Source organism: Acinetobacter sp. RF14B, assembly GCF_006864105.1.
In the GTDB taxonomy this organism is placed as follows: domain Bacteria; phylum Pseudomonadota; class Gammaproteobacteria; order Pseudomonadales; family Moraxellaceae; genus Acinetobacter; species Acinetobacter lwoffii_C.
The window spans coordinates 42937-60327 of record NZ_SMTB01000006.1 but is presented as its reverse complement, the minus strand read 5'-3'; the positions used below and the strand labels follow the sequence as shown (position 1 = coordinate 60327).

Here is a 17391-nt window from a genome sequence, read left to right as displayed (position 1 = left end):
ACCCCCATGATCACCACACGGGCCGGTTTCACCGTACCCGCAGCAGTCATCAGCATTGGAAACATGCGCTGGTATTCAGCAGCCGCCAAAAGCACAGACTTATAGCCTGCCAGGTTGGCTTGCGATGACAATACGTCCATGTTTTGCGCACGGGACAAAGTCCGCGGCAAAAGCTCAAGTGCAAATGCAGACACATTCTGTGCCGCGAACTGGTCAAGCTCGGTATTGCGGTATGGATCAAACATTGCCACCACCGTGGTATTGGCAAACAACTTCTGAATTTCCTCACCTTTCGGTGCACGAACTTTCAAAATCATCTGGCTACCGGTGTAGGCATCATCCGTAATTTTGGCGCCAACTTGCTCATAGGCACTGTCGATATAGGCAGCTTTTAGCCCTGCACCACGTTCGATCACCACACTATGACCAGCGCTGATCAATTTCTTTACTGTCTCAGGCGTCGCAGCGACGCGATTTTCACCGATGACAGTTTCGGCTGGAATTCCAATCTGCATGAGCGTTCCTCAAGCTAATTTTTCTTAAGTAAACATCGTGATTGACGATGTTTCCCCTCAGGATGTGTTTTTGTTGAATTTTTGGATTCTAAATAAACTTCTAGAAAATACTACCTATTATTTATTTAATAAATACCCATATTTTGAACTGATGATTCATAAAAATGATGGTTTCATATAATATTCTTCAGTTCGGCCTTCTGTTTTGATTTGCCGAATTTATAAACGATATTTATTTTTTTGAAGAATAAACCAGCTTTCTTGTCTTTTAAGCACCTCCAGTATTCTGATTTATTTTGTTACATTGATTATTCTGACAAAAAAATTGATGTTTCTAGCTCGGTCGGGTATTTTCCCAAAGCTCTGCTAAAGCCCTCAATAGGGTACTTTTTCCAGCATGTAGGGTTGAGTTTTTGACTTTTTTGACAAATTTAGGCTGATCTTTCCAGCAAAGACGTTTGCATAAAAACCCTCTGTTTTCCTATAACTTTTTAGGCGTTTACTTATAAAAAATATGAATTAATAGTGATAAGTCCGGCTTATTTTTATGACGTGTATATAGGCGATGTAAGTCTAAAACTGAAGGCTGGACAATTGAAAAAAATATTCTGAACTATTTCCTGAATTAATACTCAACCCCCAGGTTAAATCTCTACTCCTGCTCTTTTGCACCAAAGTTGGGCGAAGAGTGATCCAGTCTTTGCTCTTTACTCCACAACCAGCCCGGCAGCTTTCTATAAGTTTAGTAGCATGGGAACTATTTCTCCTGTTCCTGCTGGAAATATATCCGCTTAATTAACTCTGATCTGTCGAAATCCCGCGTACAGACTCGTTTAAGCAGTTTGATAATCTCCATTTGCGTTACAGTTCTGGCTATATTTGCTACCTTTAGCATTCAAATTTCTGGTCTATAGTATCTGCAATTTCTGTATTTTTTGCTGCAATTGCGGCTGCTTTCCCTCTTATATAAGGTATCTGTTATGCAACCCTCTCTCGATATCAGTCAAAATAAATCCCTCTTATGGCTGATGGCGATTGCATGCGGTTTATGTGCCGGGGCCAACTATTATGCTCAGCCTTTAATTTCTTCCATTCAGGAATACTATCAGGTACCTGAATCTCAGGTGGCTCTTACCGTGACCATTGCCCAGGTGTCCTATGCCCTAGGTCTGCTGTTTATTGTACCTTTGGGCGATATGCTGAATAAAACCAGATTAATCCCTTTGTTAATGTTTGGTGCAGCCCTGGGCTTGCTGATCTGTGCCATGGCCACCAACCTGCCTATGCTCTGGATCGGAACGATGCTTGCCGGGTTATTTTCGGTGGCTGCGCAAATTTTAATTCCTTTGGCCACGATGGCGGTAAAACCGGAAAAAACTGGAGAAGTGGTGGGTTTTCTGATGAGTGGCCTACTGGTGGGTATTTTACTTTCTACCAGTATTTCGGGACTGCTTTCTGAACTGTTTCACTGGAAAACAATTTATGCCCTGAGCAGCATGTCATTGCTGGTTCTAGGTGTTTATCTGAAAGGTCAACTGCCGAATATGCCCCGTATGCGCCTGACTTATGGTGTTATTTTCAAGTCCATGGGACTTTTACTGCGTGAGGAACCACGCTTGCTACTTCGCTCGCTAATCGGGGCCTGCGCCTTTGCCGCGATGAGTATGCTGTTTTCTACAATTGCCTTACTATTAACCCAGCAACCGTTCTTTCTCTCGGATGTAACAGTCGGTCTGGTGACTATAGTGGGTGTCTTTGGTGCATTGTCGACACGGTTTATTGGCAGATGGGCTGATCGGGGGTATATCAAGCAGCTGAGTTGGATGGGCGGTTCGCTTCTGGCCGGAAGCTGGTTATTTTTATATTTTGGTGGCATGTTCTTAATCAGTTATATACTCGGCTATGCCCTGATTAACCTTGGCCTAGCGATTATCCATAGCTGCAATCAGAACGTGATTTTCCAGTTACGCCCAGATGCCAAATCACGCCTTAACTCTATTTATATGACCTTGTATTTTGTTGGTGGCGCCTGTGGTTCTGCACTTGGTGTATATGCCTGGCATCACGGTGGCTGGAAGATGACCTGTCTATTCGGCCTTGGCCTGGCCCTCGGCGCTATCCTGTTTATAATGCTTGATCAATGGCAACAATCTCGCATACGGACTCAACATTAACTCATTTGTACAGCCGGATAAAATGGCTTGCCCGAATCCAGCGCAGCCGAATTTTCTAGCAGGATATGGATAAAGACCGGCATTAAGGCGGCTAGAACCCGGCAGCCATCCTGTAACTGTTTTCGATTCAGCGCACTGTGACAGGTGGTGCCTCCCTGCAACATTTGTTGATGTAAGGTGGACAGACGATTAAAAATTGCAAATAAAATTTTGCTTAAATTACGCTCTTGCAGCGTTTGTTGCAGCTGGTGTTTTTGCTGGGCTAATGCTTCCTGACAACTTTGCAGGCTGATTTTATGATGGCGATAATCCCAGAAACCCTGATCAGTATAGGGGCTGTCTAAAAGGGATAAAATTGGCTGACTGTATTTCTCCCAGACAATATGGCTCAGCTTCTGGTCCACATCTTTTTGGCAAAGCTGTTCCAGAAATTGATGCAGGCAATGCTGCTCCGGATTGACCGCACCTTCATGGGCATGAATAGAATTAAAGCTGATCCATAGGCTGATAAACTTAAATTCCAGCTCCTGATCCAGCTCGATCGACTTCTTTAACCAGCTTAATCCTCGCTGAACTCGCAAATTAAAATGTTGGGAATACTGAGGTTTTTTGATTTTATAAATTTCCTCCAGTAATAACACCATTATTCTCCTTATTTGTCTCGTTTTCTTTATCTTAGCCTTAAAAATATAAAAATATACTGTTAATACGTGACTGCTAGTTTATTTTTACTCCTCCTGGTTGTTGCCCCCTTCAAGTTGTATCAAAAGATGAAGGTTAATCTGAAGTTACACCGTTTAGTCTGGAATCAGGCTGATTTACGGCGCTATCCGGTCGTTATTCAATCCAATTTTGGGCTAAATTTTCAGTTATAGATTGAACTGATTCTGTCTACCCAATGCTCTATACCGTATTTAATGATAATTGGAGGGAGGGCTGAACAGTTGAAGACAGAAAAGCCCAAGCATCAGGACGGCCTTGTAAACTCTAATCCAAGCCGAGAAAATTACATGCTTCAAGCTGCTCAACAGTCATCGGCTTACCCAGCAGATAGCCCTGCATCTGCTGACAACCAAGACGGATCAGGATATTAGCCTGCTGTTTCGTTTCTACCCCTTCTGCTGTCACCTTTAAACCTAACTTGTTGGCCAACTGGATAATACTTTCCAGAATCATTTCTTCTTTTGAACCTTCAGTCAGCCCCTGAATAAATTCCTTATCAATTTTCAGCTCATCAACGGACAAATTTTTCAGATATAAAAAACTGGAATGTCCGGTACCAAAATCATCAATCGCCAACTGAATCCCCATATTACGCAATTGCTCCAGGGTCCGGATACTGGCATCAATATAATGCATCGCAGTGGTTTCAGTAATCTCGATCATCAGATGGCCAGGCTGAATAGCGTATTTTTTTAAGAGCTTCTCCAGTGTACTGCACAGGTGCTTATGCTCAAACTGGACTGCAGATAAATTCACCGCCAGCGGGAAAAAATCAGTTTTACTTTTCTCCCAGAGCTGAATCTGCTTGCAGGCCTGTTCCAAGACCCAATATCCTATCTGAAGCACCAGGCCGGTTTTTTCAGCACCGCCAATAAACATACTCGGCTCCAGCAGACCATGTAAGGGATGCTGCCAACGAATCAGGGCCTCTACCCCACAAATCTGATCATCGCAATTAAATTTTGGCTGATAAAATAGAATAAATTGCTGCTCTTCTACCGCTTTATATAAATCATTAATCAGTTTGGACTGGCTTTTATTTTCATGCTGTTCAGAAGAACAATTGAATAGCGAATAGGTGTTACGGCCCTGATATTTGGAATTCAGCATAGCGGTATCTGCATTGACCAGAAGATCTTGTAGATTGGTGCCATGTTGTGGATATAAGGCTATACCGATACTGGCTGAAATATTAATCGTTTTGCCATTGATCAGAAAACCATCCTGAATCTGCTCTAGTATTTGTTCCGCCATGTTTGAAGCCTGCTCAACAGCGGTATTTTCCATGACCAGCAGGAACTCATCACCGCCTATGCGCAGTAACTGCGTATGTTCATCGAGCAAAGAATCAATACGGTGACTGAACTGGATCAATAACTGATCTCCAGACAGGTGGCCAAAGACATCATTCACCGCTTTAAAGCGGTCCAGATCAATATATAAAAAGGCAAACTTCTGCTGAGGCTGCTGCGCAGAAAATAGTTGCTGCACATATTCAGTCAGATATAAACGGTTGGGTAATTGGGTCAAAGTATCCTGAATACCCCGATTCTCAATTTCTTTATTGGCCCAGGCCAGTTGCAGGTTGCGATAGTTAAGGCGAGATTCCCATATTGCCACGCTTAGGGCGCCTAACAGTATCAGACTGCTGATCAAAGCGAGGGCCAGCAAAACCTCGACGCTGAAAGAATTAATCGGCTTAAGCTGCTCAGCCCCGCTAGAAAGACTGACACCGGCCATGCCCCCATAATGCAGACCAATCAGGCTAAGGGTAAAAAAACTGGCAGCCATAGACCGGATCAGAATGGGAGAGTTGGAATATCTGTATTTATAGACGATCCAGAAGCTCAGCCCCGATCCCGCGATAGCCACCAGCACCGAACAAAGTATGACGAGCGGATCATAAGCACTATTGTAATGGTCGATGCTTGAACCCCTCATGCTAATATAATGCAAACCGGCAATACCGAGTCCCATCACGATGGCACTGAGGAGTAGACGGGCCAAAGGTAAAATCGGGCAGGTGATCAACCAGACAGCAAGGCTTGAGCTGGTAAAGGCGATCAGACACGAAATAGTATTCAGTTCAAAATTCATATTCAGCTGAACTGGCCACTGGCCTGCAACAAGACCAATAAAGTGAACTGACCAGATCGCCAGAGTAAACAAGGCACCTGCCCCGAGTATGAGCATTTTTTTAGATTCAAGCGGTTGGCTGCTCAACAATTTCTGCTCAAATGAAACAGCAAAATAGCACATCACCAGAGCCATCAATGCTGATCCCAAGGCCAAGTTCACATCATAATGCATATCCATCATTTACAGTGTTCCATTTGACCTGTCATTTTTATTTTGCTCTCCACCTGTCTTGCCACATCCATCCAGCTCAATCTGCTCTATTTAAATAGAATTTTCCTCCTATTAGAAGGCAATCACTACCCTATTTTTTTCATTTTAAATAAGCCTTGCCATTCTAAATATCTATACTTTTGCAAGGAAAAAAATATCCTGAATATATTAGGAGGCTTTTGGACTTTAGCAAATGCTTAAAACTAAAAAGTTCACTTGAATTATTCGACTAGAGTCACAGTTTTTTTCTTTTTCCCTATATAAATAGAATTTATCCTTCTAATTTTTATATAGATTTTTATATAGTTTCTACTATAAAAAAGCAGCCTGTATCCACAGGCTGCTTTTAGAAATTTTAACTTAGGATTTACCCTGCAATTTTGCATGATCATGCAAGACATTGGCAGCTTCGATCACAAACGCTTCCTCCTCAGGCAAGGCCGGACGGTCTTTGGCCTTCATTTTGGCACGTGTCTCAATTAAGGCATCCATAGAAGCCTGATAACTTTCCCAGTTTGGATAAGGCTTCAGACCAGTGGCGCTACGGCGTACATTTTCAGCATCCAAGGTTTGCTGCTCTATGGCCAGAAGCTCTGCCTTACGCTGTTTCAGGTCCAGCACTACACGCTTTTGCTCATCCGCTTTTTTCATAACCTGTTTACGTTGTTCCAGATATTTAAACTGCGGATTCTGGTATACACGTTGCTGTGAAAGCTTAGCCAGTTCCGGTACATATTTTTGCACCACACCTTCACGTTTGAACGGAGCTGTCGGAATGGTATCCCATTTCAGGGCATTCTTCGCTTTACGCTCACCAAACTCTTCATTATAAATATCCACCAGTTTAATATCCGGAATCACCCCCTTGTTCTGGGTACTTCCCCCGGTCACCCGGTAGAATTTACGCTGGGTCAAGGTCGCCTGACCATGAGCCAGCGAATCCAGTTGCACCTGTGCAGTTCCCTTACCTGTAGTGGTACTGCCAATCACAATCCCACGCTCATAATCCTGAATCGCCGCCGAGTAGATTTCGCTGGCAGATGCAGAGGCCAGATTTACCATGACCGCCAACGGACCAGCATAGGTCTGTGCGCCGCCGTCATCATCTTCAAAGATGCTAACATTGCCGTTGCCATCACGAATCTGGACGACCGGACCAGACTTGATCACCTGACCTAACATACGTGCCACTTCTTCCAGCGAACCGCCCGGGTTGTTACGCAGGTCAACAATGATCCCGGCTACATTTTTTGCAGCCAGCTCTTTTAAGGCTTTATTGGTGTCTTCCGAAACGGAACGATAGTCCGTTCCTGCCCGACGGGCACGATAATTCAGATAGAAAGACGGAATTTCAATCACGCCATATTGATAGCGTTTACCATCCCGTTGAATGTCTACCGTACGGGTTCGCACACCGGCATCTTCTTCCTGAATGACATCACGTACCAGCGTCACATTACGCGCCTGTCCCATGGTTGCACCAGCCCCCAAAAGACGCAAGCTGACTTTGGTGCCGCGCTTACCACGAATCAGACCCACGATCTCATTGCTTGGCCAGCCAATGACATCCACCATCTGTTCGCCATTTTGCGCCACACCAATAATACGGTCACCTGATTTAACCTGACCTGACTTGCTAGCAGGACCACCTTCGACAATGGTTTCAATCTTAGTGTAATCTTCATTGCCACGTTCAGGGCGAATCGACACCCCAATTCCTTCCAGTTGCAGGGTGGTCTGACGGTTCAGCTCCATCGCATCGACTGGCGGGAAATAGTTACTGTGCGGATCATACGTCAACATCATGGCATTAAGCGTTTTGTCGAGTACATCATCACTCTTGATCCGGCTCAAACGCTCTAACTGACGGGTATAACGTTTGGTCAGCGTCTGTGCTGGGGTCAAATCTTCCGGTCCAGTCAGATCCTGACCATTGGCCAGTTCAGGATTTTCCTTTAATGCCTTTTGCTTCGCCTGTTCTTCTTCTTTACTAATCGTCAGATTGATCAGCTGAGAAACCAGCATATTCGACCAGTGTGCGCGCTGTTCAGCCTCTGTTTTAAAGAACGGTGACTTCTCGCGGTCAGTTTCAATATAAACATTGGATTGATGCAGGTTTTGCGGTTTTTTCAGCTCTTCCAGCATGAACGTGTAGAACTGCCCCAAACGCTCACGGTATTTCTCATGAATTTCATAAGGACCAGCCAGATTACCCGCTTTCAGACTAGCTCCAAAATTCGCTCCGAAGCGTTTTTTATAGTCTTCAACTTCAGAGGCCAAAAACAGGCTGTGATCTGCATCAAGACTATCAATATAAAAGTCCAAGATACGTTGAGAGGTTTGTGTATCCAGCCGCATATTCAAATAGTGTTGACGGTCTACCAGACTTGCCAGCTGACGAGATACCAAAGCCTGCTCTTGAGTCGGCTGGAGTACCTTGCTGACCACTTCGGTATTATTGGCAGCAATCGCATCATTTACGACATGGGTGAAAAATAATCCGCCTGTTGCAATCGCAACTGCACAAGCTAATGTTTGAAATTTCATAAATAATTCGTACTTCCTTGGCCTAAGGACCAATTTGACCGTGTTGCTTTTTGAGCAGAATCTAAAGTATTCAGCATCTTAAACAACTTAATATGTTTATGTCGTGTAGTTTTATCATATTCTGTGCTGACAAAGTGTAGCAAATCATTGCAAAATTCAGGTATTGTTTTTCTCTAAAAATTATCAAACGGATTCTTATATGATTGGCGCGTTGATGCTCGACATCGCAGGGACTACCCTCACTTCAGAAGATATTCAACTATTGACTGCACCGCAAGTCGGCGGCGTCATTTTGTTTGGTCGAAATATCGAGTCACCCGCTCAAGTCCGTGCCCTGACTGATCATATGCGCCAAGTTCGCCCGGATATTTTGATTGCCGTGGATCAGGAAGGCGGGCGGGTCCAACGCTTGAAGCAGGGCTTTACCCTGCTACCCGCTATGGGAAAATTTGGTGAGCTTTATCAGTCAGACAGCGCCCGGGCCTTGGAACTGGCAGAAAAATGTGGCTGGCTGATGGCAACCGAAGTGTTAGCAGTCGGGATTGATTTCAGCTTCGCCCCGGTCCTGGATTTAAATGACATCAGCGATGTAATTGGTGATCGCAGTTTTGCCAAAAAGATTGAGGATATTGTTCCGCTTGCCAGCGCTTTTCTCAAAGGCATAAAACGTGCCGGCATGGCCTCAACTGGCAAGCATTTTCCGGGACATGGTTCAGTCAAGGCAGATTCACATATTGCTGCTGCCATCGATATGCGTAGCTATGAAGATATTCGCCAAAAAGATATGCAGACTTTTATCCAGTTGCAGTCGCAACTGGATGCCCTCATGCCGGCTCATGTCATCTACAGTCAAGTTGACCCAAATCCGGCAGGCTTCTCGGAGTTCTGGATTCAACAGGTCTTACGTCAGGAACTTGGCTTTGACGGGGTCTTGTTCTCCGATGATTTAAGCATGCAGGCTGCCTGTGTCGCCGGAGGTGCCGATGCACGTATTCAGGCTGCATTAAAAGCTGGCTGTGATATGGGTCTGGTCTGTAATGACCGTGCTGCACAGTGTATTGCTCTTGAAGCTATTCAGGATTTACCTCTGCCAGATCAGCAGCGTTTAGAACGTATGCGCGGCAAAATTCCGGCCGTTCAGATTGGAGCAGAACTGGACTTAGGCGATGACTGGCGCATGATCCGGGATGAAATTTTAGTGTTTAAGCAACAGATGCTCTAAGATTTTTGCTGCTGCTTTAAACTCTCCAATACGATAAAGGAACACGACAAAGTGTTCCTTTTTGATTATGATGCAAGAAAACTAGCTCAATTGAGCCTCAATTAAAAAAACAATAAGGTCAGAACCCCATGACAGATGCACTTTCACAACATCGCCATATTTCTTTTACCGCACATTATACTGGCTATATCTGGTACAAAATGGGCATCTCCCATCCGGTCTTTGCCACTTCTAAAGGCAAATTTCTGGCAAAAATGGTGCATCCGCTGGAGTCCTGGGCGGAACATTATGTGGGGGGCAGTATGCGTACTACGCTCAAGCAACGCCACCAGATGATTGATGAACATCTGTGTCAATTAATTCAGCAACATCCTGCTATACAGGTTCTGGAAATTGCCTCAGGCCTGTCGCCACGCAGCTGGAACTTTAGACAGAAATTCCCCCAGCTCAATTATCGCGAGCTGGATTTACCAGAGATGGCCAAAACCAAAACTGCTGCCTTGCGCCAGATTGATCAAACTGCTCCAGAAGTACTCAGCGCCGATATTTTTTCAGAAGAACTGGCTGAGGTTTTTCAGGTGTTTAACCCTGCACAGCCCTTGGTAGTCATTAGCGAAGGCCTGATCAATTATTTTGACCAGAACATGTTATTTACTCTGCTTAAAGGCATAACCGACTATGGCCAAAACTTTAGTGAAGTGCATTACTTGAGTGATATTTACCCGGAACCCATCAAAAACCGACTGGCCAACTTTATCTGGGCTTCGAGTCGTCTACTGAAATTCATGTCACGCAGTGCATTTAGCTTTCACTTTAAATCTCCACAGGAGTTACAACAGTTTTTCCAGCAGGCCGGATTTACTCGGGTTACAGTACAACAACCACAACGTTATTTTGTCGAGCCTCGTCCTGAAAATCAGGACATTCAGCAGGATGAACATCTAGGCGATCTGGTCTGGATGGTGCATGCGGTGAAAAAAAACAGCGTTTGATCACGCTGTTTTTTATATTTTCATTTTAGCTTTTAAATGGCAGTTTCAAATACTTCAGCTTGTGACAGTATTTTTTGCGTCTGGACAAAATGTAATAAACGTTCTGCGATTTCAAAACTGCCATGCTTAAATAAGGCACGCAACCGGGTGTCATCATGTTCAAAGACCAGACATTCAATCTTGAATTCACCCTCTTCGTCTTCTAAATGCAAAGCCAAATCTCGTGGATAAGCTGCTGCCTGTGCGCTCTGCCCTGATTCGAGCTGTAACAATATCCCAAAGAAACTCATATCCACAATCTCTGCCTTGAAGGTCAGCTCAGAATGACGATGGCTAAGATAGCGCTGAGATGCTTGCACACAAATCCGCTCTTCCCCACGGCGTTCCAGTTGTTGCATCTGTTCACGGCTGAACGGAATAATTCCTTCCAGCTGATCCACAGGTTCATCGCGTAAGAAGGTTGCAAATAGATTCATGGTTTCCTTACGGCGCTGTAACTGAGGCACATGATCTGCACCCCTAATCTGTACATACTGCATATTTGGACATTGCAAGGCAAAATTGGCATTCTCATACGGCAAGGTAAAACTGTCATACTGTCCGCAAGCCACCAATACCTTGCACTGTGGAATAGGTACATTGGTCAGTCTTAACAAGCGGTTGCAGTTAATATCATAGCGTTCCTGCTCGGTGGCCGTGAATTCAGACATTTGCTTAAAGAACAGGCGCTTCGCTGTAGGCGACATTCGGGTTTCATTTAAACGGGCATGATTGACCAGATATAAAATGACGGCTTGACCAAACTCTTCCATGCGCTGCTCTTTCATCAGTTGCAAAGACTCTTCCAGTAGCATACGCCAACTTTTTCGGGTCTTTTGCATAACGCCCATCAAGATCATGCGGTCTACCAGTTCAGGACGCTGATCTGCCAGACATGAAGCAACCACCGACCCCAATGACATGCCGAGAACTGCAACTTTCGGTAACTGCATCTGTTCCAGCCATTGCCCCAGCATTCCTGCCAGAGTTTCCAGCTCCAGCGTTCCAGCCGATACACCGGTATCGACATTATTAATCTGCTGGTTAGCCCCCATAGAAGGCAGGTCGATCAGAATAATTGGACCTGCATCAAATAGTTGTTCCACACAATATTTATAGGAATTAAAGTTCTGAAAAGCGCCGCCAATAATCACCATGGGCCGCATATGTAGGGTGTCAGGCCGGGCAATGGCCATATATTCGATTTTCCAGCCCTCAATCCATGTAGTACGGGCGGGCTGTTTAAAACAGTGCTTATCATAAAGATCAAAAAAACCGTAATGGTTATGCTGGTCTAATGCTTGGGCATCCATCTGGATAATGGAATTCATATTCCTCTCCTTCATCCTTGCCTTATTTTTATTGTGCAAGTCATTATTTACAGTTCTTATGTCAGGTTCATTCCGCTGAGCCTGAACACGCATCCTGCTCTTTAGTTTAGGACTTCAATGTCGTTCTTCAGCATTCTATACAGAGGTGCTTTTCACAAGCAACTGATTCAATCACCACTTATCTGCTTTTAAAGCCAAAACAATTTCAAAATGTTTAGAAACAGTGAAAAGCTTATGAATTTTAAGTGCCGGGCTTCATTGTGCTGCAACAGGCTGTTAATATCGAAGTGAAATTTCTGAGTGATCAACCGCTATGCAAGAGTCTATTGAACAATATATGCAAACGGTAGGACAGCAGGCACGCCAGGCTTCTCGCATTTTGGCTCGCGCGTCTACCCAAACGAAAAACAACGCATTATCAGCAATCTATACTGCTTTAGAAAATAACCAGCCAGCTATTTTGACAGCCAATCAGCTGGATATGGCCAAAGCACATAAGAACAATCTGGATAGTGCCCTGCTGGATCGCTTGGAACTCAACCCCGCACGCTTTAAAGATATGTTACAAGGCCTTAAAGATGTGATCAGCCTGGTCGACCCGATCGGTGAAATTACCGATATGGCTTATCGCCCATCCGGTATCCAGCTGGGCAAGATGCGTGTTCCTCTGGGCGTAGTCGGCATGATTTATGAATCTCGCCCGAATGTCACTCTGGAAGCAGCATCCTTGGCGCTAAAATCAGGAAATGCCATTATTTTACGCGGCGGTTCGGAAGCACTGGAATCCAACCAAGCAATTGCAGCTGCAATTCAACATGGCTTGAATGTCGCCGGTCTGCCTGAAACTGCGGTACAAGTGATCAATACCACCGACCGTGCTGCCGTGGGCCATCTGATTACCATGACTGAATATGTGGATGTGATTGTGCCACGTGGAGGCAAAGGCCTGATTGAACGCATTACTGATGAAGCGCGTGTTCCGGTCATTAAACATCTAGATGGCAACTGCCATGTGTATGTTGAAGCACAAGCCGACCTGCAGAAAGCCCTCCCTATTGCGCTGAATGCCAAAACTCATCGCTATGGCGTCTGCAATGCTATGGAAACTTTACTAGTCGATGAGAAAGTCGCAGAAGAATTCCTGCCAAGAATTGCTGAGCTTTATCAGGAGAAACAGGTTGAACTGCGGGGCTGCCGTGAAACCCAGCGCATTCTGGGACAACAGGTGCATACCGCCACTGAAGAAGACTGGTATGCCGAATATCTGGGACCGATTCTAGCAATTAAAGTCGTGTCTGGCATTGAAGAAGCAATCGCGCACATCAACCAGTATGGTTCGCATCATACCGATTCAATTATTACTGAAAACTATAGTCTGGCACGTGAATTCCTGGCAGGTGTAGATTCAAGTTCTGTCATGGTGAATGCCTCTACCCGCTTTGCCGATGGGTTTGAATATGGTTTGGGTGCAGAAATCGGAATCTCAACCGATAAAATCCATGCCCGTGGCCCGGTCGGTCTGGAAGGCCTAACCTCACAAAAATGGATTGTCTTTGGTGATGGTCAGATTCGCCAATAAGGAAGGATGGATTCAGTCTTGTTCCTAAGGCTGAATCTATATGACCTGCAACTCAAATATTAAAAGAAAACCCGCAGGTCACAATAGACAGGAATTTTTTATAAAATTGTATTTTGTCATCTTAGAGCGCATTTTAAGCGTTACACTGGAAAACCATTCAGCCAAAATACGGTAATAAACAGGTTAAAGTGTTTAAATCGTTCATATTTTCAACATCATTTTATTTATAAATGAAAACTATGAGCCGATAAATTTTAATTATTATTGTTCCTTGGGTCGATAATGCTTAAGTCTAATCTGCTAAAGTCTATCTAGGACAGTAAAAAAACTAATGTTAAAACATGTTCACAGATCTATATTGCCTCGCATTTGTCAGCAAACAGATCAACCAAATGGATGAGAATTTTAATTAGAAATCGGGTAATCAGTCGTGTCTAAATCAGTATTAGTTATTAATTGTGGTTCTTCTTCAATCAAGTTTGCCTTATTGCTTGAGGAGCAAGATTTCCGTATTCATGGTTTAGCTGAGAATTTAGGCACAGAAAATGCCCGCATTAAAGGCGTGACTGTTGGTAATGAGCCAGTCGATATTCATATTCCATTTGCAGATCATAAAAAAGCACTGGAAGTCGGTCTCGAGCGTTTGGCCAACTACAAGCCGGATGCGATTGGACACCGTGTTGTTCATGGGGGCAGCCTGACTAAAGCCGAGCTGCTTACCGATGAGATTATTGAAAAAATTCGTGAAGCGACCCCTCTCGCCCCGCTCCACAACCCGGCACACTTAATCGGAATTGAAGCGACTCAACGCCTGTTCCCGGATTTGCCGCAAGTTGCAGTTTTTGATACGGCTTTTCATCAAACCATGCCAGCCCATGCTTACCGTTATGCGGTCCCAAAATTCCTTTATACTGAGCACGGTGTACGCCGCTATGGTTTCCATGGCACGAGCCATGCCTATGTTTCAGATCGCGGTTCTGAACTGGCAGGCAGTTTTAAACAAGGTGGCTGGCTGACTGCACATCTGGGCAATGGTAGCTCGACCTGTGCAGTATGGAATGGTCAAAGTATTGATACGTCAATGGGCTTAACTCCGCTTGAAGGTCTGGTGATGGGCACGCGTAGTGGTGATGTCGATCCAAGTCTGCATAGCTACTTGGCTGCCAACCTGGGCTGGGATATCTATAAAATTGACAAAATGCTCAATAAAGAAAGCGGCTTGCTCGGCCTATCTGACAATCTGTCCAATGATATGCGCACCCTGATCGAAGCATCTGAAAATGGTAATGAAGATGCAACTTTGGCGATTGAAGTATTCTGCTACCGTTTAGCAAAATCTCTGGCCGCCCTAAGCTGTGGCCTACCTCGTCTGGATGGCTTGTTCTTTACCGGTGGCATTGGCGAAAACTCTGCCTATATCCGTGAAAAAACTATGGCTTACCTACCACACTTTGGCTTTAACTTAGATAAAGACAGCAACAATAACTTAAAGCGTGGCACTGAAGGTCGCATCGACAACGGAACAGGTCCACAAATCTGGGTAGTGCCAACGGATGAAGAAGCTCGCATCGCAAAAGAAACCGAAAATGTGGTTGAGCTTGAAGTAGAAAGTGCTTCTATAAAAAAGTATGAAGCTGAACCAGCGCTTGCTTAAGCAGGCGCAACCCCCTTTTATCTGATATTTACAATTGTTGATATACGTATGAAAACGATTTTACTGGTTCCGACTGGGGAAGGTGTAGGCCTAACATCTGCATGTCTGGGTTTGGTATATGCACTGGAATGTCAGGGTGTTAAGGCTGGATTTCTCAGACCTTTCACTCAGGAAGGAGCAGATACCGTAGACCGTACCACGGCGCTCTATCATCATATTTCTCAGAGTGAGACGGTTGAACCGATTAGCTATAACACGGTTCTGCAACGCTTGAGTCAGGGTGAACAGGATGAACTGCTTGAAGATGCAGTCCGGCTGCACCGCCAGATTGCCAAGCAGCATGACCTGATCATCGTGCAAGGTTTATTGCCAAATACCACTGACGGTTTTGCCGATGACCTGAATACCGCACTTGCTCAGGCTTTGGATGCCAAAGTCGTGATCGTAAGCAATGCGGATATTCAGCGGCCTTTACAAACCGCCGACAAGTTAGAACAGCAGATCCGCAATTTCGGTGGCTTAAGTTCAACACGCCTGTCCGGAATTCTGCTGATGCGCACCAAAGGCCTGTCAGAAGAATCTGCCCAGATTCCGGTTACTCTCAACCCTGCTCTGCGCCTGACTGAAGATACAGAAAAATTTGTTGCTGCGATTCAGCAGACTCATCCGCATATTGGGTGTGAAAAGCTGCCAGTCATCGGCTTGGTACCTTTTAGCAAAACCTTGAGTGTGCCACGTATCTCAGATCTGGCTGCCCACATTTCTGCTTACTGGATCAATGAAGGTGAAGCTAAACAGCGCCGCGTTCAGCATAGCAACCTGATTTCTGCCAATATCGAACATGAACTGCATAAATTTGTTGCAGGTGAGCTCATCATCAGTGCCTCAGACCGTGTTGATGTTCTGCTGGCAAGTAGTTTGGCCAGCAGCAATGGTATTCCTTTGGCTGGACTGGTCCTGACCGAACACTACCAGCCGAATGATCTGGTACTGGAGTTCTGCCAGACTGCGATCAAACAAGGGCTGCCGATCCTGCATACAGAATTAAGTGCCTTTGAAACCGCACAAAAGCTGACCAATCTCAGCAATGAAATTCCAGTAGATGATATTGAGCGTGCTGAACAGGTGACGCGTTTCGTTTCCAGTCATATTAATCCGGATTGGTTGAACGCCACCCTTAATGGTTCTTACAAGCCGCGTCTTTCTCCGTCTGCCTTCCGTCACGAACTGGTACAAAAATCTATTGCAGCGAAAAAACGCATTGTATTACCAGAAGGTGATGAACCACGCACGATACAGGCAGCAGCCATTTGCCAGTCACGCCATATCGCTCAGTGTATTCTTCTGGCCAAGCCAGAGTCTGTGCTTGAAGTGGCTAAAGCTCGCGGTATTGAATTACCAGATGATCTGGAAATTATTGACCCTGACCTGATCCGTGAAAATTATGTTGCCCAGATGGTCGAGCTGCGTAAAGGCAAAATCAATGAGTTGCAGGCCCGTGAGCAGTTACAAGATAGCGTGGTGCTAGGTACCATGATGCTGGCACTGGATCAGGTCGATGGTCTGGTATCTGGTGCCGTGCATACGACTGCCAATACTGTTCGTCCTGCTTTCCAGCTCATCAAGACTGCTCCAGATTACTCCTTGGTATCTTCAGTTTTCTTTATGCTGTTACCGGATGAAGTGTATGTCTATGGTGACTGCGCAATTAACCCGGATCCAGATGCGGCACAACTGGCTGAAATTGCCATTCAGTCTGCCGACTCTGCCAAAGCATTTGGAATTGATCCGCGTATTGCGATGATTTCTTATTCTACAGGTACGTCAGGTGCAGGTGCAGAAGTTGAAAAAGTTGCTGAGGCGACCCGTATCGCTCAGGAACGCCGTCCAGATCTGCTGATTGATGGTCCATTGCAGTACGATGCTGCTTCTGTAGAAAGTGTAGGCCGTCAAAAGGCCCCAGACTCGCAAGTGGCTGGCCGCGCCAATGTATTCATTTTCCCGGATCTGAATACCGGCAATACCACTTATAAAGCCGTACAGCGTGCTGCCAATGTAGTCAGTGTAGGTCCAATGCTGCAAGGCTTGAACAAGCCGGTCAATGACCTGTCACGTGGTGCTCTAGTGGACGATATTGTCTTCACTATTGCCTTGACAGCCATTCAAGCGGATCAGCAAACCAGTCCTGCAGATTAAGTTCTACTCAGCTTTTCACACACTTTCAAGTTTTATAAAACCACCCGATTGAAAAATTGGGTGGTTTTTA

At 45.1% G+C, this 17391-nt stretch carries 10 protein-coding genes and 1 pseudogene; 6 read left to right on the top strand and 5 right to left on the bottom strand.

The features are described 5' to 3' along the window. A pseudogene (locus tag E2K52_RS02245) lies at positions 1–515 on the bottom strand (NAD(P)(+) transhydrogenase (Re/Si-specific) subunit alpha); the annotation flags it as partial. 980 nt (positions 516–1495) lie between these two features. Here E2K52_RS02245 and E2K52_RS02235 point away from each other — a divergent pair. Beyond that, positions 1496–2689 carry an MFS transporter gene (locus tag E2K52_RS02235; RefSeq protein WP_151203376.1) on the top strand — a complete coding sequence of 398 codons (1194 nt, stop codon included), beginning with the start codon at positions 1496–1498 and terminating at the stop codon, positions 2687–2689. Here the strand turns inward: E2K52_RS02235 and E2K52_RS02230 are convergent. The 3 genes from E2K52_RS02230 to E2K52_RS02220 all read right to left on the bottom strand — a co-directional run bounded on the left by E2K52_RS02230 (position 2686) and on the right by E2K52_RS02220 (position 8308). Continuing rightward, positions 2686–3330 carry a hypothetical protein gene (locus E2K52_RS02230; RefSeq protein WP_151203378.1) on the bottom strand — a complete coding sequence of 215 codons (645 nt, stop codon included), beginning with the start codon at positions 3328–3330 and terminating at the stop codon, positions 2686–2688. The two genes, E2K52_RS02235 and E2K52_RS02230, sit on opposite strands and share 4 nt — an antisense overlap. A gap of 346 nt (positions 3331–3676) precedes the next feature. Beyond that, positions 3677–5731 carry a putative bifunctional diguanylate cyclase/phosphodiesterase gene (locus E2K52_RS02225; protein WP_151203375.1) on the bottom strand — a complete coding sequence of 685 codons (2055 nt, stop codon included), beginning with the start codon at positions 5729–5731 and terminating at the stop codon, positions 3677–3679. A gap of 390 nt (positions 5732–6121) precedes the next feature. Further along, positions 6122–8308, bottom strand: a complete 2187-nt coding sequence (locus E2K52_RS02220; protein ID WP_151203374.1) for a carboxy terminal-processing peptidase — start codon at positions 8306–8308, stop codon at positions 6122–6124. A gap of 199 nt (positions 8309–8507) precedes the next feature. Between E2K52_RS02220 and nagZ the strand changes: the two genes are divergently transcribed. Then, on the top strand, positions 8508–9530 hold the full coding sequence (nagZ, locus tag E2K52_RS02215) for a beta-N-acetylhexosaminidase (RefSeq protein WP_151203373.1): 1023 nt from the start codon (positions 8508–8510) through the stop codon (positions 9528–9530). Positions 9531–9658: 128 nt separating this feature from the next. Beyond that, positions 9659–10522: a class I SAM-dependent methyltransferase gene (locus tag E2K52_RS02210; RefSeq protein WP_151203372.1), complete on the top strand. Its 864-nt coding sequence runs from the start codon at positions 9659–9661 to the stop codon at positions 10520–10522. 32 nt (positions 10523–10554) lie between these two features. Here the strand turns inward: E2K52_RS02210 and E2K52_RS02205 are convergent, their stop codons facing one another. Next, positions 10555–11892, bottom strand: a complete 1338-nt coding sequence (locus tag E2K52_RS02205; protein WP_151203371.1) for an alpha/beta fold hydrolase — start codon at positions 11890–11892, stop codon at positions 10555–10557. A 313-nt stretch (positions 11893–12205) separates the two neighbouring features. Between E2K52_RS02205 and E2K52_RS02200 the strand changes: the two genes are divergently transcribed. The 3 genes from E2K52_RS02200 to pta all read left to right on the top strand — a co-directional run bounded on the left by E2K52_RS02200 (position 12206) and on the right by pta (position 17321). After that, positions 12206–13471 (top strand): glutamate-5-semialdehyde dehydrogenase, encoded by a 1266-nt coding sequence (locus E2K52_RS02200; RefSeq protein WP_151203370.1) that lies wholly within the window; start codon positions 12206–12208, stop codon positions 13469–13471. Between the two features lie 430 nt (positions 13472–13901). Beyond that, complete coding sequence (locus E2K52_RS02195) at positions 13902–15125, top strand: acetate/propionate family kinase (RefSeq protein ID WP_151203369.1); 1224 nt, start codon at positions 13902–13904, stop codon at positions 15123–15125. Between the two features lie 48 nt (positions 15126–15173). Beyond that, positions 15174–17321, top strand: coding sequence for a phosphate acetyltransferase (pta, locus tag E2K52_RS02190; protein ID WP_151203368.1), 2148 nt, complete (start codon positions 15174–15176; stop codon positions 17319–17321). Positions 17322–17391: the final 70 nt, after the last annotated feature.